Annotated in this window: 23 protein-coding genes; 12 read left to right on the top strand and 11 right to left on the bottom strand. The window is 63.8% G+C overall.

Annotated features, from left to right (window positions below; all coding sequences use genetic code 11):
- On the top strand, window positions 1–259 hold a 259-nt coding region (locus V6M52_RS19850; protein ID WP_332702782.1), incomplete at its 5' end, for a hypothetical protein.
- 138 nt (window positions 260–397) lie between these two features.
- Here the strand turns inward: V6M52_RS19850 and V6M52_RS19845 are convergent.
- On the bottom strand, window positions 398–871 hold the full coding sequence (locus tag V6M52_RS19845; protein WP_332702779.1) for an SRPBCC family protein: 474 nt from the start codon (window positions 869–871) through the stop codon (window positions 398–400).
- Window positions 868–1,206, bottom strand: coding sequence for an ArsR/SmtB family transcription factor (locus V6M52_RS19840; RefSeq protein ID WP_332702776.1), 339 nt, complete (start codon window positions 1,204–1,206; stop codon window positions 868–870). The genes V6M52_RS19845 and V6M52_RS19840 overlap by 4 nt, the downstream gene beginning before the upstream one ends.
- A 104-nt stretch (window positions 1,207–1,310) precedes the next feature.
- Here V6M52_RS19840 and copM point away from each other — a divergent pair, with 104 nt between their 5' ends.
- Complete coding sequence (gene copM / locus V6M52_RS19835) at window positions 1,311–1,664, top strand: CopM family metallochaperone (RefSeq protein WP_332702773.1); 354 nt, start codon at window positions 1,311–1,313, stop codon at window positions 1,662–1,664.
- A gap of 177 nt (window positions 1,665–1,841) precedes the next feature.
- Here the strand turns inward: copM and V6M52_RS19830 are convergent, their stop codons facing one another.
- On the bottom strand, window positions 1,842–2,867 hold the full coding sequence (locus tag V6M52_RS19830) for a LacI family DNA-binding transcriptional regulator (protein ID WP_332687808.1): 1,026 nt from the start codon (window positions 2,865–2,867) through the stop codon (window positions 1,842–1,844).
- 198 nt (window positions 2,868–3,065) lie between these two features.
- Here V6M52_RS19830 and V6M52_RS19825 point away from each other — a divergent pair, with 198 nt between their 5' ends.
- The 3 genes from V6M52_RS19825 to V6M52_RS19815 are packed head-to-tail and all read left to right on the top strand — an operon-like array spanning window position 3,066 to window position 6,592.
- On the top strand, window positions 3,066–4,607 hold the full coding sequence (locus tag V6M52_RS19825) for a sugar ABC transporter ATP-binding protein (protein ID WP_332687807.1): 1,542 nt from the start codon (window positions 3,066–3,068) through the stop codon (window positions 4,605–4,607).
- Window positions 4,588–5,589, top strand: a complete 1,002-nt coding sequence (locus V6M52_RS19820; RefSeq protein ID WP_332702770.1) for an ABC transporter permease — start codon at window positions 4,588–4,590, stop codon at window positions 5,587–5,589. The genes V6M52_RS19825 and V6M52_RS19820 overlap by 20 nt, the downstream gene beginning before the upstream one ends.
- A 52-nt stretch (window positions 5,590–5,641) precedes the next feature.
- Window positions 5,642–6,592, top strand: a complete 951-nt coding sequence (locus V6M52_RS19815; protein ID WP_332702767.1) for a substrate-binding domain-containing protein — start codon at window positions 5,642–5,644, stop codon at window positions 6,590–6,592.
- Window positions 6,593–6,870: 278 nt separating this feature from the next.
- Here the strand turns inward: V6M52_RS19815 and V6M52_RS19810 are convergent, their stop codons facing one another.
- From V6M52_RS19810 to V6M52_RS19800, 3 genes are read right to left on the bottom strand one after another with little or no spacing between them, the layout of a single operon-like run.
- Window positions 6,871–7,071 (bottom strand): heavy-metal-associated domain-containing protein, encoded by a 201-nt coding sequence (locus V6M52_RS19810; protein WP_332702764.1) that lies wholly within the window; start codon window positions 7,069–7,071, stop codon window positions 6,871–6,873.
- A gap of 1 nt (window position 7,072) precedes the next feature.
- Complete coding sequence (cueR, locus tag V6M52_RS19805) at window positions 7,073–7,483, bottom strand: Cu(I)-responsive transcriptional regulator (RefSeq protein ID WP_332692212.1); 411 nt, start codon at window positions 7,481–7,483, stop codon at window positions 7,073–7,075.
- Window positions 7,480–9,747: a heavy metal translocating P-type ATPase gene (locus V6M52_RS19800; RefSeq protein ID WP_332702785.1), complete on the bottom strand. Its 2,268-nt coding sequence runs from the start codon at window positions 9,745–9,747 to the stop codon at window positions 7,480–7,482. The genes cueR and V6M52_RS19800 overlap by 4 nt, the downstream gene beginning before the upstream one ends.
- A 269-nt stretch (window positions 9,748–10,016) precedes the next feature.
- Between V6M52_RS19800 and V6M52_RS19795 the strand changes: the two genes are divergently transcribed.
- Window positions 10,017–10,736: a Crp/Fnr family transcriptional regulator gene (locus V6M52_RS19795; RefSeq protein ID WP_332692215.1), complete on the top strand. Its 720-nt coding sequence runs from the start codon at window positions 10,017–10,019 to the stop codon at window positions 10,734–10,736.
- A 147-nt stretch (window positions 10,737–10,883) separates the two neighbouring features.
- On the opposite strand, the gene cydC is transcribed toward V6M52_RS19795, so the two are convergent.
- Entirely contained in the window at window positions 10,884–12,533 is a 1,650-nt protein-coding gene (gene cydC, locus V6M52_RS19790) for a thiol reductant ABC exporter subunit CydC (protein WP_332702761.1), read from the bottom strand.
- Window positions 12,530–14,263: a thiol reductant ABC exporter subunit CydD gene (gene cydD / locus V6M52_RS19785; RefSeq protein WP_332702759.1), complete on the bottom strand. Its 1,734-nt coding sequence runs from the start codon at window positions 14,261–14,263 to the stop codon at window positions 12,530–12,532. The genes cydC and cydD overlap by 4 nt, the downstream gene beginning before the upstream one ends.
- 297 nt (window positions 14,264–14,560) lie before the next feature.
- On the opposite strand from cydD, the gene V6M52_RS19780 reads away from it, so the two are divergent.
- The 4 genes from V6M52_RS19780 (at window position 14,561) to V6M52_RS19765 (ending at window position 17,865) form a co-directional block, all read left to right on the top strand.
- A complete protein-coding gene (locus tag V6M52_RS19780) occupies window positions 14,561–16,168 on the top strand; it encodes a cytochrome ubiquinol oxidase subunit I (protein WP_332702756.1) in 1,608 nt (535 codons plus the stop codon).
- Window positions 16,165–17,313 carry a cytochrome d ubiquinol oxidase subunit II gene (cydB, locus tag V6M52_RS19775; protein WP_332702753.1) on the top strand — a complete coding sequence of 383 codons (1,149 nt, stop codon included), beginning with the start codon at window positions 16,165–16,167 and terminating at the stop codon, window positions 17,311–17,313. The genes V6M52_RS19780 and cydB overlap by 4 nt, the downstream gene beginning before the upstream one ends.
- Before the next feature lie 9 nt (window positions 17,314–17,322).
- Window positions 17,323–17,454: a cytochrome bd-I oxidase subunit CydX gene (cydX, locus tag V6M52_RS19770; RefSeq protein ID WP_332702750.1), complete on the top strand. Its 132-nt coding sequence runs from the start codon at window positions 17,323–17,325 to the stop codon at window positions 17,452–17,454.
- A gap of 264 nt (window positions 17,455–17,718) precedes the next feature.
- The gene (locus tag V6M52_RS19765) at window positions 17,719–17,865 is read left to right on the top strand and encodes a DUF1127 domain-containing protein (protein WP_300274264.1); all 147 of its coding nucleotides are present in this window, start codon (window positions 17,719–17,721) and stop codon (window positions 17,863–17,865) included.
- Between the two features lie 248 nt (window positions 17,866–18,113).
- On the opposite strand, the gene ybaK is transcribed toward V6M52_RS19765, so the two are convergent.
- Window positions 18,114–18,587, bottom strand: a complete 474-nt coding sequence (ybaK, locus tag V6M52_RS19760; RefSeq protein ID WP_332702747.1) for a Cys-tRNA(Pro) deacylase — start codon at window positions 18,585–18,587, stop codon at window positions 18,114–18,116.
- A gap of 130 nt (window positions 18,588–18,717) precedes the next feature.
- Window positions 18,718–18,900: a hypothetical protein gene (locus tag V6M52_RS19755; protein WP_332685992.1), complete on the bottom strand. Its 183-nt coding sequence runs from the start codon at window positions 18,898–18,900 to the stop codon at window positions 18,718–18,720.
- Between the two features lie 118 nt (window positions 18,901–19,018).
- Between V6M52_RS19755 and V6M52_RS19750 the strand changes: the two genes are divergently transcribed.
- Complete coding sequence (locus V6M52_RS19750) at window positions 19,019–19,909, top strand: LysR substrate-binding domain-containing protein (protein WP_332685994.1); 891 nt, start codon at window positions 19,019–19,021, stop codon at window positions 19,907–19,909.
- Window positions 19,910–19,986: 77 nt separating this feature from the next.
- On the opposite strand, the gene V6M52_RS19745 is transcribed toward V6M52_RS19750, so the two are convergent.
- Window positions 19,987–20,865 (bottom strand): LysR family transcriptional regulator, encoded by an 879-nt coding sequence (locus V6M52_RS19745; RefSeq protein WP_332702744.1) that lies wholly within the window; start codon window positions 20,863–20,865, stop codon window positions 19,987–19,989.
- Window positions 20,866–20,959: 94 nt separating this feature from the next.
- On the opposite strand from V6M52_RS19745, the gene V6M52_RS19740 reads away from it, so the two are divergent.
- On the top strand, window positions 20,960–21,740 hold a 781-nt coding region (locus V6M52_RS19740), incomplete at its 3' end, for an aldehyde dehydrogenase family protein (RefSeq protein WP_332702741.1).

Below are 21,740 nucleotides of genomic sequence, written 5' to 3'. Positions count from 1 at the left end.
CGGCACCTATCTCGAGGTGAAGCCCAAGACCTTCATCCGCAACACCTTCGTGGTCGAGGGCATGTACGAGGAAGACGACCGCTTCTTCGAGGAGCACAATTTCGAGGAGCGCAACGGCAAGGTGTATTACCGCTCCATCGCCCGGCTCGAGAGCTTCGAGCAGCGCCAGGGCGTCATCGACAGCGGCATGGAATGGGGCGCCAATGCGAGCATGGCCAAGGTGGACGAGATCCTGGAGCGGCTGAAGGCGGGGAAGTAGGGCTCCCCCCAGACCCCACCTAACCTCCCCCTGAAAGGGGGAGGGACCACGCAGTGGATGTGGCTAGATCACGCCTGGAACTCGATCTGTCCCTCCCCCTTCAGGGGGAGGCTAGGAGGGGGTAACACGCGCAGCCGCTCAGTTCGCCCCTTCGCGCACCAAGTGCTTGCCCAACTGATCCAGCAGCACCTCGGTCCCCTGCTTGCGGATGTCGTTGCCGTCGCTGAAGCCATCGAGATAGGCGCCCATTTCGGTGAGCTTGAGCGTCGTGTAGTCGCCATCCGGCACCAGCTCGAAACTGGCGAGCGACACCGAGATGCGGACGTCGTCAAGCTCCATGTCATAGCTGTAGACGATGCGCTGGTTGGGCACGATGTCCTGATAGATCGCCTTGAACTTGTGCACCGCGCCGCCGGGCGGGCCGCCGACACTGGTCTCGATGCCGCCGATGCGGAAATCCATATGGTGCTCGCTCTTGCCCCAGGCTTCGGGCGGGTTGAACCATTTCCGCTTGGTGGCGGGATCGGACAGCGCCTTGTAGACGCGCGCCGGAGTGGCCTTGTAGCGGCGCTCCAGGGTGAAGCTGGCATGGGTGACGCTGCGTTCGCTCATTCCGGTTCGCCCTCGGTTTCGGCCAGGAAATCGCCCAGCCGGTCGAGGCGCTTGACCCAGAGCGTGCGGCGATCGTTGATCCATTGCTCGGCGAGGCTGAGTGCCTCCGGTTCGATCTGCACCGTACGAACGCGGCCCACCTTTTGCGAACTGACCAGACCGGAATGCTCGAGCGCCTGCAGATGCTGCACTACCGCGGGCAGGGACATGGCGAAGGGCTTGGCCAATTCGCTGACCGAAGCCGGGCCGTGGCTCAGCCGGTCGATCATGGCGCGGCGTGTGGGATCGGCCAGCGCCTGAAACATCAGGTCGAGATTGGATGGTTGGTTAAGCATGGTATTAAGTAACAAATCGGCGCGCCGGCTGTCAATCGGCTTGACCTTCCCATTGGGGAATCCGGCACATCGGTTCGACATCGACCAACCAAGAGGAACCGACGATGAAATTGTTGATGCTTGCCGCCGCGATGACTGTGGTCCTGACTGTGCCGGGCCTGGCGCAGGAGCACGACGCCGGTCATGGCGCCATGATGAGCGACAGCGCGGCGACGACCGCCTACAAGGCTGCCAACACGCGCATGCACACCGATATGGACATTGCCTATAGCGGTGACGCCGATGTGGATTTCATCCGCAACATGATCCCGCATCACCAGGGCGCGGTGGAGATGGCCCGCATCGTGCTCGAGCATGGCGCCGACCCGGAGGTGAAAGCGCTTGCCGAGGCTGTCATCACGGCACAGGAGGAAGAGATTGCCTGGATGGAGGCTTGGCTGGCCAAGAAGGGGCTGTGAACCCGCCCCCTTCTCCCCTTGAGGGAGAAGGTGCCCGAAGGGCGGATGAGGGGTCTCTTCCCTTCGTCACTGGGCATGGGATGACGCAGCACCCCTCACCCTGACATTTCTGCTGAACGCAGAAATGTCGTCCCTCTCCCTCAAGGGGAGAGGGAGGACGCCCGAGAGTCCTGCAATCTACTCCCGCCCGATGCGGCTGACCGAATTGCGCACGATCAACTCACTCCGCAGCAGGATTTCCTTCTTCTCCGGCGTCTTGCCGGCCAGCAGGGCCAGCAGCAGGTCCATTGCTTCTTCGCCGATCTTGAGGCGGGGCTGCTTCATAGTGGTCAGCGAAGGGGTGACGAAGCTGGCGAAGGAGATGTCGTCAAAGCCCATCACCGAGAACTGGCGGGGCAGGTCATATTTGCGGGCATTGAGGGAAATGATGACGCCCAGCGCCGTCGCGTCGTTGACGCAGAAGAAGGCGGTGGGCAGCACGTCGCGCACGAACATCTGCTCGGTCGCGGCCCGGCCGGATTCGGTGGTGCCGTCGCCATCGAGGATGAGGCGGGGGTCGATGATGATGCCGGCGCCTTCGAGAGCCGCGCGATAGCCCTTTTCGCGCAGCATGTTGACCGCCTTGCTGGTCGAATGGCCGATAAAGGCGATGCGGCGATGGCCCTGCGAGATCAAGTGCTCGCAGGCAATTCGGGCGCCCTCAAAATTGTCGACGCCGACGAACGGCACATCGTTGTTGCTGACCGGCTCGTTGACGGCGACCATGGCCGGCAGGCGCGACTCGCCGCCTTCATTGCCAAAGCCATAGGGCAGGTGGCCGGTGAAGAGGATCAGCCCGTCGGCCTGGTTGGAACTGATGAAGCGCAGATAGTCCGTTTCGCGGGCCGGGTCATTCTGCGTATTGCCGATCAGCACGCCATAGCCGCGCTTGCTGGCTTCGGTTTCAAGACCCACGAGAATGTTGGAGAAGTTCGGGTCGCCCACGTCCGGCGCCAGAATGAGAATCATGTTGCTGCGCCGCATGCGCAGCGAGCGGGCCATGGCGTTGGTGGTGTAACCGGTGCGAGCGACGGCCTCTGTGACCCGGCGACGGGTTTCGTCGGCGACCTTGCCGGGCTCGTTTATGGCGCGGCTGACCGTGGCGATGGACACGCCGGCAATCGCCGCAACGTCTTCGATGGTGGCCAGTTTCTGGTGCTGCACTCTAAGCCCCGCACACCCTCTGGCGCCTGCGTTTTCTGCCTGTAACAGATGCCGCGACGCGCGCCAGACCCCTCCACAAGGGATATACCGTTTTCCAGTTGTGTAAACCTTTACATGGATCATGAAAACCTTTACATCGTAGGTCAAGGACGAAGAGACGGGCTCAAACCTGCCACGTTCGAGGGAGGGGGTTTCAACATGATCAGTGCCGAAGGCACGTCGACGCCGGCTATCCTGTCAGCCCACAGGATTTCCAAGTCATTTGGCGAAATCCCCGTCCTGTTCAGTGTCGATTTCGACATCAAGCCGGGCGAAGTCCACGCCATCATCGGCGAAAACGGCGCCGGCAAATCCACCCTCATCAAAATCCTGTCGGGCATCGAGCAGCCGACCTCCGGCTCGGTCGGCTATGACGGCGAGACCGTGGTGCTGCCACCCAATGGGCAGGCTGAGGCCATGGGCATCGTGCTCATCCATCAGGAAATGAACCTGGCCGAGCACCTGACGGTGGCGGACTCGATCTTCCTCGGTCGCGAGCTCAAGAAATACGGCTTCCTCGATGTCGGCGAGATGCGCAAGCGCGCCGTCGCGGTGATGGAGCGGCTGCATGTTCATGTCGACCCGGATGCGCGCATCAATACGCTCACGGTGGCCGACAAGCAGATGGTGGAAATCGCCAAGGCCATCAGCCGCGATGCGCGCGTGCTGATCATGGACGAACCGACGGCGGTGCTGTCGGTGAGCGAGACTCAAACACTGTTCGAGCAGATCCGCCGCCTGACGGCACGGGGCGTGGCGGTGATCTTCATTTCGCACAAGCTCGACGAGATCATGGAACTGGCCGACCGCATCACTGTGCTGCGTGATGGGCAGCTGATCGCCACGGTCGGCACCGAAGCGCTGACGCCGGACTCCATCGCGCAGATGATGGTGGGCCGCGAACTCTCCAACCTCTATCCGCCCAAGCATGAGCCGGACGTGGACGCACCGGCGGTGCTGTCGGTGCGCAATCTGGTGGCGCCAGGCGTCAAGGACATCTCCTTCGACCTGCGCAAGGGCGAAATCCTGGGCTTTGCCGGGCTGATCGGTTCGGGTCGCACCGCCGTGGCCGAAGCGATCGTCGGGCTCACGCATCGCAGCTCAGGCGAGATCGCGCTCGATGGCGACATGGTCAATTTCAGCCAGGTCGCCCAGTCGGTCGATGCCGGGCTCGCCTATATGACCAAGGACCGCAAGGGCAAAGGCCTGCTGCTCAATATGGGCCTGCGGCCCAATCTGACCCTCCTCACCCTCAAGAAACACCTCAAGGGTGGCTTCCTCGACAGCGCCAGCGAGACGCGGGCGCTGGAGCGGGCGGTGCGGCGCTTCGATATCCGCGCGCGCGACGCCTCGGTGCGGGTGGGGCAGCTGTCGGGCGGCAACCAGCAGAAGTTGATGCTGGGCAAGACCATGGAAAGCGAGCCGGACATCATCATCATGGATGAGCCGACGCGCGGCATCGATGTCGGCACCAAGCAACAAATCTATCACATCATCGCGGCGCTGGCGGCCGAGGGAAAGTCGATCATCGTCATCTCCTCGGAAATGCAGGAAGTGATCGGCCTCAGCCATCGCGTGGTGGTCATGCGCGAAGGGCGGCTCGCGGGCGTGCTCGAAGGCGCCGAGGTCACCGAGTCGGAAATCATGCGGTACGCCGCGGGCATCAAGCAGAGTGGACAGGATGAGCGTATCAGCGCCTGATATTTCGACCAAGCCGAAGCGCGCCTTCAAGCTCGATCTCAAGACCGTCGGACCGCTGTTGGCGCTGACCTTGCTGGTGTTGCTCGGAATCTCGCTCAACGAGAATTTCATGAGCTACAGCAACCTCACCAACGTGCTGGCGCGGTCGTCCTTCATTGGCATCATCGCCATCGGCGCGACCTTCGTCATCACTGCGGGCGGGCTCGACTTGTCGGTGGGCTCGATGGCCGCGGTGATCGCCGGCGTCATGATCATGGTGATGAACTGGCTGATCCCCTCCATGGGCATCGGCTGGGGCGTCGTCCTGGCCGGCATGACGGCGGGCATTCTGCTCGGCGGGGTCGCGGGCGTCTTCAACGGCATGATGATTACGCGCGGTCGCATCGAGGCGTTCATTGTAACACTGGGCACCATGGGCATCTTCCGCTCGCTGGTGACCTTCCTCGCCGATGGCGGCACGCTGTCGCTTAACTTCGAAGTCGCCGACGTCTATCGGCCGGTCTATTACGATGGCCTGCTCGGCGTGCCCTATCCGATCATCGTCTTCGCGCTGGTCGCCATCGCCGGCGAAATCGTCATGCGCCGCACTGCCTTCGGCCGCTATTGCGCCGCCATCGGCTCCAGCGAGCAGGTGGCCCGCTATTCCTCGATCAATGTCGATAATGTCCGGCTGCTGACCTACATCCTGCAGGGCGTGCTGGTCGGCGTCGCCGTGCTGCTCTACGTGCCGCGTCTCGGCTCGGCCTCGAGCACCACCGGCGTGTTGTGGGAACTCGAAGCCATTGCCGGCGTGATCATCGGCGGCACCACGCTCAAAGGCGGCTATGGCCGCATCTGGGGAACCGTGGTTGGCGTGGTGATCCTCGGGCTCATCGGCAACATCCTCAACCTGCAAAACCTCATCAGCCCCTATCTCAACGGGGCCTTCCAGGGCGTCATCATCATTCTCGCCGTGCTGCTGCAACGCGGCCGCCGCACCTGAGCGAACAAGCGTTTACATCGCCCCAAAGAGGGCACTTACGGGAGGACTGAAAATGAAACTGGCAAAATCCCTATTGGCCGCGGCGGTCATCGCCGGCGGCCTGGGCGGCGTCGCCGTCGCTCAGGACAAGGTGGTCATCGGCGTTTCCGTGCCGGCGGCCGACCATGGCTGGACGGGCGGCGTCAACTACTTCGCCCAGCAGGCGATCGATCGCCTGGGCACCACCTATCCAAACGCCGAATTCGTGTTTGCCTCGGCGCCCGATGCGCCCAAGCAGATCGCTGATATCGAAGACATGGTCGCGACCCGCGGCATCGATGCCCTGGTCATCCTGCCGGGCGATCCGGATGCGATGACCTCTGCCATCAAGCAGGTCAAGGACGCCGGCAAGTTCGTGACCGTGGTTGACCGTCAGCTCTCGATCGACGGCGTGGAAAACCTCTACGTCGCCGGTGACAATCCGGGCCTCGGTGCCAACTCGGCCGCGTACTTCAAGGAAGCGCTGCCCGAGGGCGGCAACATCGTCATCCTGCGCGGCCTGCCGATTCCGATCGACCAGCAGCGTTTCGACGCCTTCATGGCCGGCGTTGAAGGCAGCAACATCACCGTTCTCGACGATGAATTCGCCAACTGGAACCGCGATGACGGCTTCAAGGTGATGCAGGACTTCCTGACCCGCTTCCCGGACATCAAGGCCGTGTGGGCGCAGGACGACGACATTGCCCTGGGCGCCATCGAAGCCATCAAGCAGGCCGGCCGTGAGGGCGAAATGTTCATCGTCGGCGGCGCCGGCATGCAGCAGATCCTGCAGGCCGTTGCTGACGGCAGCACCCTGACCCCGGTCGATGTGAGCTACAGCCCGGCCATGATCGCCACGGCCATCGAGTTGACCACCTCGCACATGGTCGGCGGTATCCAGGTGGCCGGTCGCTACATCCTCGACTCGACCCTGATCACCAAGGATAACGCGGCCGAGTTCCTGGACGCAGAGAGCCCGTTCTGACTTCGAGCCGTCCCGCAGGGCAAATCGCTCCGGTGGAGCCTTTCAAGCCAAGAAGGCCATGAGGGCTATGCCCGAATGGCAAACGAGAACGGACATGCGAAGGGCGCCGCAAGGCGCCCTTTGTTTTTTGGGGCGTTATCTCGTCCCAAACACGGAACGGTACCTCCCCCTCGACGGGGGAGGCTAGGAGGGGGTGTTGAGAGCCCCGATATCCGGGCCAAACACCCCCCACCCTTGATCCCTCCCCGCAAGGGGGAGGGTGTCGACTGCGAGGGCTGTTACACCACTTCCGGCGTGTACCCAGCCTCGCGGATCGCCTCCTCCCCCTTGGCTCGATCGCCCGTGAACTCCACCTTGTGCGTCACCAGGTCCACCGAAATCTCAGCCCCCGGCAGCGCTTCTTCCAGCGCCTTGCGCACGGTGCCGACGCAGTGCCCGCAGGTCATGTCGTTGACGGAGAGAATGGTCTTTTCGGTCATGTCAGTGTCCTTTCGAAATGGGGTGTTCCCCGGCGAGATCGTCGAGAATGGGGCAATCGGGGCGATTGTCGCCGCCGCAGCAATGAGCCAGGTGCTTGAGCGTCTTCACCATGGACTGCAGCTCCGCGATCTTGGTCTCGAGCGCCGCGATATGGCCGACGGCGATATCCTTGACCTCGGCGCTGGCGCGGGACTTGTCTTGCCAGAGTCCCAAGAGGGTTGCCGTTTCCTCGACCGAAAAGCCCAGGGTCCGGGCCCGTTTGACGAAGCGCAGCACATGCACCTCGTCTTCGCGATAGACGCGATAATTGCTGTCGGTGCGCAGCGGCGCTCGGATGAGGCCGATGGATTCGTAATAGCGGATCATCTTGGCCGAGACGCCCGAAGCGTTTGATGCCTGCCCGATATTCATGCCGAAACTCCTTTCACACCGCGCAGGCGTTGCGCATTGCTGACCACGAAGATCGACGACAGCGCCATGGCTCCGGCGCCGATCATCGGGTTGAGCAAGATGCCGAAACCTGGATAGAGCAGGCCGGCCGCCACCGGGATCAGCAGCACATTGTAGCCAAAGGCCCAGAACAGGTTTTCCCAGATGTTCCTCATCGTGGCCCGGCTGATGGTGAGGGCGTTGAGCACGCCCTTGAGGTCGCCGCCGAGCAGCACCACGTCGGCGCTTTCGATGGCCGCGTCTGTGCCCGTGCCAACGGCAATGCCGATATCGGCTTCGGCCAAAGCCGGGGCGTCGTTGATGCCGTCGCCGACATAGGCGACCTTGCCGAACTGGCGCAAAGCCTTGAGCACGCTGACCTTGTCGGCCGGCAGCACCTCGGCACGCACCTCGTCAATGCCAAGCTGGCGGGCAATGGCTTCAGCAGTGCGGCGATTGTCGCCCGAGATCATCACCGTCTTGAGGCCCATGGCGTGCAGCGCCTGGATCACCATCACACTGGACGGCTTGATCGTGTCAGCAACGACGATGGCGGCCGCGAGCTTGTCGTCGATGGCCGCAAAGACCGGCGTCTTCCCCGCATTGGCCAGCTTGTCGATGGCCTCGGCGAAATCGGAAAAGTCGAGATGCCCGAGATGGCGCTGTGAACCGACCGAGATCAGCCTTCCATCGACGCGGGCGGTGACGCCATTGCCGGCATCGGCCTTGAAGTCGGTGACCTTGCCGAGGGTAAGTCCGGCCTTTTCCGCCGCCGTGACGATGGCGCTGGCTATGGGGTGCTCGGACCTGGCTTCGACGGCAGCGACCAGCGCCAGCACCTCGTCATGCTCGAAATCATCATCGAGGATGAGGTCGGTCAGCGCTGGCTTTCCCGCGGTCAGCGTGCCGGTCTTGTCGAAGGCGACAACCTTGGCGTCGCGCAACTGCTGCAGTGCTTCGCTCTTGCGGAACAGCACGCCCAGCTCGGCGGCGCGCCCGGTACCCACCATGATCGAGGTCGGCGTGGCCAGGCCCATGGCACAGGGGCAGGCGATGATCAGCACGGCCACGGCATTGACGAGGCCGAAGACATAGGCCGGCTCCGGCCCCCAGATGGTCCAGATGGCGAAAGTGATGATGGCGAGCGCGATGACGGCCGGGACGAACCAGGCGGTGATCTGGTCGACGACGCCCTGGATCGGCAGCTTGCCGCCCTGGGCTTCCTCGACCATGCGGATGATCTGCGCCAGCATCGTATCGCCGCCCACCTTGGTGGCGCGGAAATTGAAACTGCCGGACATATTGAGCGTGCCGCCAATGACGATGGCACCGACTGTCTTGGAGACGGGCAGGGACTCGCCCGAGATCATCGATTCATCGATATGGCTGGCGCCCTCGACGATCTCGCCATCCACCGCGACCTTGTCGCCCGGACGCACGGCGATGATGTCGCCGGCTTTCACCTGCTCGATGGGCAGTTCGACGATCCCGCCGTCGCGCTGCACCCGGGCGGTCTTGGCCTGTTCGCGCACCAGCCGCTGGATGGCCTCGCCGGTGCGGCCCTTGGCAAGGGCCTCCAGCCACCGGCCGACCAGGATGAGCGTGACGATGACCGTGGCGGCTTCGTAATAGACATACTGCGTCTGGGCCGGCAGCAGCTGCGGCGCGAAGGTCACGACGACCGAATAGAGATAGGCCGCGCCGGCCCCGAGGGCGACCAGCGAATTCATCTCCGGCGCGGCGTGGAACAGGGCCGGAAAGCCGATCTTGAAGAAGCGCCAGCCGGGCCAGAACAGCACCACGCTGGCCAGCACGAAATAGGCGACGTAGAGCACCTGTTGGGAGACCAGGCCCAGCAGCCAATGGTGCATGGGATCATAGAGATGGCTCCCCATCTCCAGCACGAAGAGCGGCAGGGTGAGCAGCGCGGCGATCAGCACGTCGCGACGCAGGATTGCGGCGTCTTCGTCATGGTGGTGATGGCCGACATGGCCATGGTCATGGCTTTGCGGCGTCTGGCTGCCCTTGTAGCCGACCTTCTCGATCGCCTTGAACAGGGCTTCGACATTGCTGGCGTCATCGAGCTGCACGGTGGCGCGCTCGGTCGCCAGGTTGACCGAAGCCGAAGTAACGCTCGGGACCTTGAGTAGCGCCTTCTCGACCCGCAGCACGCAGGAGGCACAGGTCATGCCTTCGATATCGATGGAAACTGGCGTGGAGTGGACGTGTTCATTCATTTCATTCACCTCGTCCTCGGTCATATAGACCTTCCAATCATGGGAAGGTCAAGGCCTCGGAAGCGGCCCAGAGGGACAATTCGCTCCGGTGGAGCGAATTGAGCTGACGAGGCCATTCGAGCATAGCCCTCATGGCCTTGAGACCTAAAATCGCTCCACTGGAGCGATTTTGCGCGAAGCGCCGGTCTCAAGTGCGGCAGGATGGCGCTGCGACAGTTGTGCAACTTAAAGGCTTGACGGCGCAGGGCTATATCAAGGCTGTCAGGAGACGACATGCCATGCAGCCCGTCCGCAACGACATCCAGACTTCCCCTGTTCCCGTGCTCTGCCAGAGTTGCGAAGCGCGCCACCAGGGTATCTGTGGCGCACTCTCGCCCGACCAGTTGCTTACCCTCTCGCGGCAGACGCGGCGCGTGCATCGCGACGCTGGGACCGAACTGCTGGCCGATGCCGAACCGATCACCAGCTACGGCAATGTGCTGCGCGGCGTGGTGAAGCTCTCCAAGGTGCTGGAGGATGGGCGGCAGCAGGTCGTGGGCCTGCAGTTTGCACCGGACCTGCTCGGGCGCCTGTTTGCCAGCGAAAGCCGGGTGACGGCGCAAGCGGCGTCCGACGTCGATCTCTGCATGGTGCCCAAGGCCGCCATGGAAGAACTGCTGCACGACAATCCAGCTTTGGAACATCGCATCATGCTGCAGACCCTGCGTGAACTCGACGATGCGCGGGACTGGATGGTGACGCTGGGCCGCAAGACGGCGGCGGAAAAGGTTGCGAGCTTTCTCTATCTCATCGCCAGCCATATCGACCCCAGCCAGGCCGAGGTCACGACCTTCGACCTGCCACTGAGCCGCGGCGATATCGGCGACTTCCTGGGACTGACCATCGAGACGGTGAGCCGCCAGATGAGCCGGCTCAAGGCCGACGGCGTCATCGAGATCGAAAACTACCGCCATGTCTCGGTCCCCGACCTGACTCGCCTCCGCGTCCGCTGCGGGTAGGGCGCTTCTTCACCTCTCCCTTCGGGGGAGAGGTCGACCCGAAGGGTCGGGTGAGGGGGCCTTTACTGGATGAGGTGCGTGGGGAAGGCCCCCTCACCCGTCGGCTGCGCCGCCGACCTCTCTCCCAGAGGGAGAGGTGAAGAAGGCTCACTCCAGCATCCCGTTCCGCATGGTCAGCACCCGATCCACCGTGTCTTCGGGAATGACGGCATGCGTCACGACCACCACAGTGCGGTCCTTCGCGGCCTGATGCAGCGTTTCAAAGAAGGCGACCTCCGCCGTCCGGTCCAGCCCCGTGGTGGGCTCATCCAGCAACAGGATGCTGGCCGGCGACAACAGCGCCCGGGCGAGACAGAGACGTCGGGCCTGCCCGGTCGAGACGGTGCGCCCGCCTTCACCGACCATGGTGTCCAGCCCCTTGGGCAGGGCATGCACGAAGTCGGCAATGCCCGCATCGGCGAGCGCCGACCACAGCGACTCGTCCCCGGCGTCGGCGCGGGCGATGAGCAGATTGGCGCGGATGGTGTCGTTGAACAACGGGCTGTCCTGGCTGAGCAGGGCCATGCCGGCATGGACATCGGCCTGGCGGAGTGCTGCAAGCGAGGTGCCGCCGACCGTGATGTCGCCGATCTGTGGATCGGCAAGACGCAGCAGCAGCGTGAGCAGGCTGGACTTGCCGCTGCCGCTGGGGCCGGTGATGGCGACATGTTCGCCCGTCGCGATCGTCAGGTTGAGATTGCCGAGCACGGGCGGACCGCCATAGCCGAAGGTGACGTCGCTGAGGCTGATGGTGGTGTCGGCGGGCCAGGCCATGGGCGTGGCTGGGTCGGCAACGGTGATCGCGCTTTCGGCGATGGCGGTGAGCCGCTCGGCGGCAGCCATGGCGGTGGTGAGCTTGCCCACGCTGCGCACGATGACGCTGGTGGCCTCGAAGCTGCCGAGAATGGCCAGCAACAGGCCCGCGAGGACCGGGCCGTCCACCGCGCCAGCAACAAAGGCCTGCAGTCCGAGCCATAACGAGCCGGCCAGCGCCAAGCTAGCCACGGACTGCACTACAAAGCCGGCCATTGCCGTAAGTGCTGCAAGACGCAGCCGGGCATCGGCCAGGTGTTGCGTGGTCTGGCTGAACCCGGCCTGCGCCATGCCCAAGACGCCGAAAATGGTGAGATCGGCATGGCCATCAATGCCGTCCAGCACCGCGGAGCGCGCCTCAGCGGCCCGAGCTACGACGTCGTTGCCGGTGCGGCGGCTCGCCAGCACCAGGCCGGTAGGAACGATCAGCACGGCCACCGCATAGCAGGCGCCATAGAGCAGCGCCGCGCCGGGCAGGAGCCAGGCCAGCGCACCGGTCAGCACCCCGCCGATGACCAGCGCGGCGACAACCGGACCGATGGCGACGAGGAAGGCGGTGTCGAGCGCATCGACATCGGCGGTCAACCGGCTGACCAGGTCACCGTGCCGCAGGCTGCGGTCTGTGAAGGGCAGACGCGGGAACAGCCGGGCGAACAGCCAGCCGCGCAGATCGGCCAGCAGGCGCAGCGTGGCATCATGGCCGGCCAGACGCTCCCCATAGCGGGCCAGGATGCGGACAAAGGAGAAGCCGCGCACCAGCGCCGAAGGGACGAACAGGTTGAAACCAAGGCCGGCCGTGGTCAGCGCCGCGGCAGTGATGAACCAGCCGGACGTCCCCAACAGCGCAACGCCCGAGGCCAGCGTGACCAGCGACAACACCAGTGCCAGGGTGAAGCCACCGGCCTGGCGGACGAAGAGGCTGCGGAAGGCGAGAAGCGACTTCATGCGACGCTCCTATCCTTGCGCGTGGGCAGGGGCGTGGGCAGCAGCGCCTCGCCAGCGATGCGCCAGGCCTTGTCCATGCGGGCGGCGACGGCCAGCGAATGGGTGGCGATGATCAGGGTGCGGCCCCTTGCATACTGCTTGAGTTTATCGAGCACGCGCTGTTCAAGCTCAGCATCGAGATGGGCGGTCGGCTCATCCAGCAGGATCAGCCCGGCATCGCGCAGATAGATGCGCGCCAGCGCGATGCGCTGGGCCTGTCCGCCTGAAAGCCCGAGCCCACCTTCGCCCAGCATGGTGTCCAGCCCGTCGGGCAGGGCATCGGCAAAACCAGCGACATGGGCGCGCTCGGCGGCGCGGCGAATGTCGCCGGCCGAAGCGCCGGGCCGCGCCAGCGCGATATTGTGTGCCATGGAGCCGGCAAAGACGCGCGGCTTCTGACCCAGCATGGTCACGCGCCCACGCAACTCGGCTTCGGGCCAGTCGCCCAGCGCACGGTCGCCCAGCACGATCGTGCCCTCATGCGTGCGCAACCGAGCCACGGCTTCGAGCAGCGTCGACTTGCCGATGCCACTGGGTCCAAGGATGGCCACGTGCTCGCCCGGGGCGACGGCGAGGCTGGTATCGGCCAGCACGACACGGGCGCTATCGGGCGTGCGCAGGGTCAGGCCCGCCAGGGTGAAACCAAGCGCTCCACTGGAGGCAGGAGTGGGCGCATCGACCAGCAGCGGGGTCGTTTGCGGCAAGGCGCCCAGTTGGGCCTCGACCTCGCCAATTGCCGCCTTGGCGGCCGCACGGTCATGATAGTGCGCCGCCAGCAGGCGCAACGGATTGTAGACCTCGGGCGCCATCAGCAGCAGGAACAGGCCCAATTCCAGCGTCAGTGGCGTCGAGCGCAATTGCAGGAAGTCGATGAAGGTCAGCCCGACATAGAGCGCGACGCCGGCGACGCCGAGCGCAGCGAAGAATTCGAGTATGGCCGATGACAGGAAGGCGATGCGCAGCACGCTGAGCGTCCGGCGGCGCAACTCATCACTGGCAGCGACAATACCCGCTGTCTCGGCCTCGGCCCGCCCAAAGAGCTTGAGCGTGAGCAAGCCCCGCAACCGGTCGGCAAAGCGGCCGCTGAGCAACGACAAGGCACGGGCCTGGCGCCGCGTCGCGGCCTGGGCACCCCATCCGGCCAGCGCCATGAACAACGGGATCAGCGGCGCGGTGACGAGGAACAGCAGGCCTGCCAGCCAGTCGAGCGGCAGGATGATCGCACCGAAGGCCAGCGGTAGCAAAGTGGCCTGGATCATGGCGGGCAGGTAATGGGCAAAAAAGCCATTGAGCGCCTCCACCTGGTCGACGATGGCGGCGGAGGCGGCGCCCGATTGCGGCTGCTCGGCAGCGCGCGGTGAACGCGACAGCAATTGAGCAAAAAGCGCGCCGCGAACACGCCCTTTGACCGCCTCGGCCGCCGTGGCACCTGCGTAGTCGCCGACAGCCGCCAGCGCGGCGCGGGCAATCAGCAAGCAAAGCAGCAGCATGATGGCAGGCAAGACGGCAGCAACTGGCGCCCCAGCTTCAATGGCGGTGCCAAGCACGCCCGCCAGGGTCCACGCCTGCCAGACCAGCAGCGCGCCACCCAGCAGCGGCGCTGCAATGGCCACAATCAGCCAGTTCCCGCCGTGACGACCAAGGCCCGAGAGCGTCTTGGCGTTGTGGCGATCGGTGTCTGGGGCAGTCATGGTGTTTGCCCCAAGCACCAGGCGGCACCCTCCCCCTTGCGGGGAGGGATGGGGAGGGGGGCGATTGCGCGCGATGCATAGGGGGCGGCCCGCACCTCCTCCCAACCTCCCCCGTCGAGGGGGAGGTGCTGTTCGGTGGTTGCGACGGCACTGAGCGAAAGCATGAGCTACATATATAGAATGACGCGGCACCAAAGCCTTGATCTGAATCAAGGCACACGCAAGCCTCAACAGGCATAGACTGCTCCGTGCCGGGCCGCGACTCGGCGGGCCGGCAATCAAGAGGACAGTAGCGCCATGATCGACATGACTGTCGTCGAACTCTCGCGGTGGCAATTCGCCGCCACCGCCATGTACCATTTCATCTTCGTGCCGCTGACACTGGGTCTCTCTTTCATGATGGCCATCATGGAGAGCACCTATGTGATGACCGGCCGCGACATCTGGCGCAAGGCGACCTTGTTCTGGGGCACGCTGTTCGGCGTCAATTTCGCCATGGGCGTCGCCACAGGCATCGTCATGGAATTCCAGTTCGGCATGAACTGGAGCTATTACAGCCACTATGTCGGCGACGTGTTCGGCGCGCCGCTGGCCATTGAAGGGCTGATGGCCTTCTTCCTCGAGGCGACGTTCATCGGGCTCTTCTTTTTCGGCTGGGACCGACTCAGCAAGGTGGGCCACCTCGCCGTGACCTGGCTCGTGGCGCTGGGCGCTAACTTCTCGGCGCTGTGGATACTGATCGCCAATGGCTGGATGCAGAATCCGGTGGGGTCCAAATTCAACCCCGACACCATGCGTATGGAAGTCACGGACTTCATGGCGGTGATCTTCAACCAGGTGGCGCAGGCCAAATTCGTTCACACCGTGAGCGCCGGCTATGTGACCGGCGCGGTGTTCATCTTCGCCATCTCGTGTCTCTTCCTGCTCCAGGGCAGGCATGTCGAACTCGCGAAGCGCTCGATGGTGGTTGCGGCCAGTTTCGGCCTGGCATCGGCGCTGTCGGTGGTCGTGCTCGGTGACGAGAGCGGCTATGTGGCGACTGAACACCAGAAGATGAAGATCGCCGCCATGGAGGCGATGTATCACACAGAGCCTGCTCCTGCGGCGCTGACGCTGTTCGCCATTCCCAGCACCACGCCCGGTGAACCCGCCTTCCAGGTGCAATTGCCCTGGGTGCTGGGCCTGATCACCACGCGCTCGCTCGACATGGAACTGCCTGGCATTACCGAGCTGACAGAGCATGCAGCCCAACGCATCCAGACCGGGCTCATCGCCTATAATGCCCTGCAGGACATTCGCGCCGACGGCGCCAATACTGCGGCCCGCGCGACGTTTGATGAGCATTGGGCGGATCTGGGCTATGCCCTGCTGCTTAAGCGATATCGGGTGGATATCGAGAATGCGACCGGCGAGGAAATCGCCCAGGCGGCGCTCGACACCGTGCCGGACGTGTGGCCGCTGTTCTGGAGCTTCCGCATCATGGTGGGTGTCGGCTTCTTCTTCATCGCCTTCTTCGCGGTTTGGTTCTATCGCGCCTCGAGAGGTTGGCTGGATACCAACCGGACCATGCTGTGGATCGGCTTTGCCGTGCTGCCGCTGCCCTGGGTCGCCATCGAACTGGGCTGGCTGATCGCCGAATATGGACGACAGCCCTGGGTGGTGGAGGGGGTGCTGCCCACCTTTTACGCCGCCTCGGGCCTGGGCTTCTGGGACCTGGTCATCTCACTGACCTTCTTCGTCGCCCTCTACTCGGTTCTCTTCGCCATCATGGTCATGCTCATGATCAAGATCATCAAGGCCGGCCCGCAGGACAAGCTGTTCTCAGCCGGCGGCGAGAGCGACGACGAGGACTTCGTCATGGCTGCGCTGCCGGTGACACCCGCTACCAAGGAACTCCGATCATGAGCGCCATTCCACTCGACTACGAAACCCTCCGCCTCATCTGGTGGCTGCTGCTCGGCGTGCTGCTCATCGGCTTCGCCATCATGGGCGGGCGCGATCTCGGTGTGGGTGCATTGCTCCCCTTCGCTGCCCGGACCGATGAGGAGCGGCGGGTGCTGCTCAACCTGGTCGGGCCGACCTGGGAGGGCAACCAGGTGTGGCTGGTGCTCGGGGGCGGGGCGATCTTCGCCGCCTTCCCGCCGCTCTATGCGGTGAGCTTTTCGGGCTTCTACCTCGCCATGATCGTGATCCTGCTGGCGCTGATCCTGCGCCCGGTTGGCTTCAAGTTCCGCGGCAAGATCAAGGACCCGCGCTGGCGCTCGACCTGGGATTGGGCGCTCTTTGTGGGCGGCGCCGTGCCGGCGCTGATCATGGGCGTCGCCGTGGGCAATGTGCTGCTCGGCGCACCCTTCCATCTCGACGACACGATGCGGACCTTCTACACCGGCAACTTCTTCCTGCTGCTGATGCCCTTTGCCCTGCTGGCGGGCCTCGTGAGCCTGGGCATGATCGTGACGCAGGGCGCCGCGGTCATCATCGGCCGGACCGTTGGCCCGCTGGCCGAGCGTGCGCGCACCTATGGCACCTGGGCGGCAATCGCCACGATCGTCCTGTTTGCGCTGGGCGGCGTCTGGATAGCCTTCGGCATCGACGGCTATGCCGTCACCAGCGTCACCGACCCCAATGCCCCGATCAATCCCCTGGCCAAGACAGTGGAACTGACGCGCGGCGGATGGCTCGCCAATTACGGTCTCTATCCGTGGATGATCGCCGGTCCGGTGCTGGGCTTCGTGGGCATGGTCGGCGCTGCCCTTGGTCTCAGGGCCCGATTGGGTGTGCCTACACTGCTGGCGTCGAGCATCGGCATCTTCGGCATCATTTCAACGGCCGGGCTGTCGCTGTTCCCGTTCCTGCTGCCGTCCTCGACCATGCCGCAGGCCAGCCTCACACTGTGGGATGCCTCCTCGAGCCACCTGACGCTGTTCATCATGCTGCTGGTGACCGTGTTCTTCCTGCCCATCATCCTGGCTTACACCGCCTGGGTGTTCCGGGTCATGCGGGGCACGGTTTCGACGCAGTCGCTCGAAAAGAACCCCAACGCCTATTAGGAGAACGTCATGTGGTATTTTTCGTGGATCCTCGGCGTCGGGCTGGCCTGCAGCTTCGCCATTCTCAACGCCATGTGGTTTGAAATGCGCGAAGATCGGCGTATCGCGGTGGACGAGGGGCGGAAGCCGGCCCAGCGCTAGGCGCAGGGCTCTTGTCCAGATGGTCAAAAATCAACTAATGCGGGTGCCAGGCAACTGGCATCCGTTTTTGTATTATGTTTCAGTAGGTTAAGATGGGTGCTCAGCCGGCGTCATACGACCGGAGGGGATTCGTTCATGACGCGAGCATGAACATCCTGCCTCTTTTGTTTGCATCCAGTGCATAACGGATGTGCATAGAGTCCATCTTCTAATCACGACTGACTGGCTATAGATATTGGTCATCGAAAACGAAGGGGAACCGAAATGAACATCCGCCAGAAAATCGCACAGTTTGCCCAGTACCAGCGCACGATGCGCGAGCTCAACGCTCTCGACGCCCGTCAGCTGAACGATCTCGGCATCACCAAGGGCGACATCAAGAACATTGCTCGCGGCACCTACGCCAACTAAGCGACCAATTTCTGCCATGTAGATGAAGGCGTCCTGACTGGGCGCCTTTTGTCTTTTTGGGGTATGCTTTGCTTGGTTCTCGTTACCTCTCCCTTTGGGGAGAGGTCGACCCTCTTGGGTCGGGTGAGGGGGCCTTCAATTAGCATCTGCGCGTGGAAAGGCCCCTTCACCCGGCGCTGCGCGCCGACCTCCCCCCCCCCGAGGGAGAGGTAAAGAGGGCACTAGTCCCAAATCATGTGCTGCGTCGTTCAGCGGATCAGGTCGGCCGCTTTGCCGCCGAGCGCCACCACCAGATCGTCGGGCTTCATCCGGATCTGCAGCCCGCGCTGACCGCCATTGAGGAAGATTTCGTCCTCCAGCGTCGCCAACTCCTCCACCGCCGTGGGCACCTGCCTCTTCTGGCCGAACGGGCTGATACCACCAACCTTGTAGCCGGTAAGCCGCTCGGCATCGGCCGGCTTCATCATATGCGCCGACTTGCCGCCGAACGCCGCGGCGAGCTTTTTCATGTTCACTTCTTCGTCCGAAGGGACGACGACGCAAACGGGCTTGCCGTCGACCTCGGCCATCAGCGTCTTGAGCACGATGGATGGCGACACGCCCATCGCCTTGGCCGCCTGCAACCCGACGCGGTCCGCATCGGGGTCGTAGTCATAGGTCGCCGTGGAGAAGGCAATGCCCGCTTTGGCGAGCGCCAGGGTGGCTGGAGTGGTTTTCGACATGGTGGCATGTTTTAGCGCACCGGTGCCTGCAGGCAAGATATCTCAGTAGGCCTCATCCTGAGCCTGTCGAAGGACGAGGTCGTGGCACAGTCCGTGTGCCCGCCCTCGTGGTTCGACAGACCATGAGGTCTCATTTGCTGCGGTGGTCCGTGACAATATCCTCCGTTGCCCCGATGTCGCGCAGCAGATGCGGCGAGGCGTGGATCAGATCAATTGTTGCCTGCTTGCGGCGCTGGTTCGCACTGAACGGGCGTAGGAAGCTCAAGCGCGGCAGGTGAAAGGCGGCGGCGACAGGCTTGGCAATGGCGATCATGGCTATGACCATCCTTATGGGGATGGCTCCTGCTTTGTTTTCCATGACCTCAAAATGGCTGGTCGCAGGCCGAAATTCCAACTAAAGCTCAATACAGGTGCATAAGGAGATTTGATCCATGAGCACATTGCCGCCATTGACCGCCATGCGCGCCTTCGAGGCCGTGGCGCGGCATCTGAGTTTCACCAAGGCCGCCGAGGAACTGGGGATGACCCAGGCCGCAGTGAGCTATCAGATCAAGATTCTGGAGGAGCGCGTCGGTGCGCCGCTGTTCCTGCGAAAGCCACGACAGATCGCGCTGAGCGAGACCGGCGCACGTCTGGCGCCCGATGTGACGCAGGCCTTCGACATCCTGCGCAATGCCTTTGCCGACTCGCGCGGTCTGGTCGATGGCATGCTCAGCATCACCTCGGTGCCAACCTTCGCCAGCCACTGGCTGGCGGCCAATATCGGGCTGTTCCAGCTGGCCAATCCCGAGATGGCAGTCCGCGTCGAAAGCTCGACGCATCTGGTGGATTTCGGCGCCGAAGAGTTCGACGTGGGTATTCGGGCGACGAGCAAACCGCAGGACGGCATGGTGTGGCACCTGCTGCTCAAGGCCGAGTTCGCGCCGATGCTGAGCCCGAAGCTGGTGGAAGAATATCAGGTGCGCGAGCCGGCCGACCTGTTGCGGGTGCCCCAGATCACGCCCGACGATCCATGGCTGTGCGCGTGGCTTGACCTAGCGGGGGTGAGCATGCCGCTGACGCCGGATCGGCCGTTCAGCCGCCTTGGTGCACAAAATCTCGAAGTGGCCGCTGCCATTGCCGGTCGCGGCATGGCGATGGTGACGCCGGCATTCTATGGCGACGAGGTAGCCGGCGGGCGGCTGGTTCAGCCCTTCGACATCACCGGCTGGGACGGGCACGGCTACTATCTGGTCTATCCCGAAGCGCGGCGGAATTCGCCCAAGATCAGGGCGTTTCGGGATTGGATCATACCGGCGACAGCGGGGTTGCGCGGGGAATAGACACCGAGAGGAGCGTCTTCCCCTTAACGCGGATTGATCGACCCTCTCCCTCAAGGGGAGAGGGGAGGGGGCACGGGCTACCCGAACATTGCCCGGTCCCGCGCCACGATCTCGCTCAGGAACTCAGCCACCAGCGCCACGCGGCGGATCGATCGCAGGTCCTCATGCACCACGGTCCAATAGCTGCGGGTCAGCGTATGAGCGGGCAGCACCTGCACGAGGTCAGGATCTCCCTGTGCCATGAAGGCGTGGAGGATACCAATGCCGGCGCCGGCCCGCACGGCCTCGGTCTGGCCCATGGCGGACGAGACCGCGAGGCTGGAGCGCCAGCCTTTGAGGAACTCCGCCGTGTAGTCGAGCGAGGCCGTATAGAGCAGGTCTTCGACATAGCCGACCAGGCGATGCTCGGCGAGATCGCTCAGCGTCCGCGGTGTGCCATGTCGGTCGAGATAGGTTTGGGCGGCGTAGAGACCGAGGCGGTAATCCGTCAGTTTGCGGGCGACCAGACGCCCCTCGCGCGGGCGCTCCAGAGTGACGGCAATATCGGCTTCGCGGCGCGACAGCGAGAAGGCGCGTGGGACCGGGACCAGCTCGATACGCAGCCCCCCGTGGCGCTCGGTCAGTTCGCCCAGACGCGGGGCGAGAAAGGCCACGCCGAACCCGTCCGGCGCGCCGACGCGGACGGTGCCATCAAGCAGGCTATCGGCGCCAGTCGACTCGCTGGCGGCGAGCATAGCGCTTTCCATTCGCTCGGCATGGACGAGAAACCGCTCGCCCTCGCCCGACAGCTCGGACCCATTGGTCTTACGGGTGAGGAGCTTGCTGCCAAGCGCTTCTTCCAGCGCGGTAAGACGGCGGGCGACGGTGGCATGGTTGAGCCCTAGCGAGCGTGCGGCCCCCAGAATCTGGCCGCTACGGGCGACAGCGAGGAATATCCGAACGTCGTCCCAATTCATCTGGCTATAATCCTTGCACAACAGATGCGAAATCTATCGCGTTGCGATGCATGAATTGTAGCGCCAAGAGTGTTCTCCAACAAGGGAGAGCTTCATGCGCACTATCGGCCATTTCATCGACGGCATCGAAACCACCGGCAACAGCGCCGAATTCCAGGACGTGTTCAACCCCGCCACGGGCGAAGTCCAGGCTCGAGTCGCCCTGGCGACCGAGGCCGATCTGGACGCTGCCGTGGCCTCCGCCGCCGCCGCTCAGCCCAAATGGGCGGCGACCAATCCGCAGCGGCGCGCCCGCGTCTTCTTCAACTTCGTGGCGCTGATCAATCGCGACATGCAGGAACTGGCCGAGTTGCTGAGCGCCGAGCATGGCAAGACGGTTGAAGACTCCAAGGGCGATATCCTGCGTGGCCTCGAAGTCGCGGAATTCGTCGCCGGGGCACCGCATCTGCTCAAGGGTGAGTTCACCGATGGGGCAGGGCCGGGGATCGACATGTATTCGATGCGCCAGGCCGTCGGCATCGGCGCTGGCATCACCCCATTCAATTTCCCGGCGATGATCCCGCTCTGGATGCTGTCGCCGGCCATTGCCGCGGGCAATGCCTTTATCCTCAAGCCCTCCGAGCGCGATCCGTCCGTGCCGGTGCGTCTGGCGCAACTCGCCATCGAGGCCGGGCTGCCCAAGGGCATTCTCAATGTCGTCCATGGCGGCAAGTCGGTGGTTGACGGCATCCTGCATCACGACCAGATCGGCGCCGTGAGCTTTGTCGGCTCCACTCCGATCGCCCGCTATGTCTATGCGACGGCAGCGGCCGAGGGGAAGCGCGTGCAGGCCTTCGGCGGCGCCAAGAACCACATGATCATCATGCCCGACGCCG

It is taken from the genome of Devosia sp. (assembly GCF_036676215.1).
In the GTDB taxonomy this organism is placed as follows: Bacteria; Pseudomonadota; Alphaproteobacteria; order Rhizobiales; family Devosiaceae; genus Devosia.
This window is presented reverse-complemented; position numbering and strand designations above follow the sequence as displayed.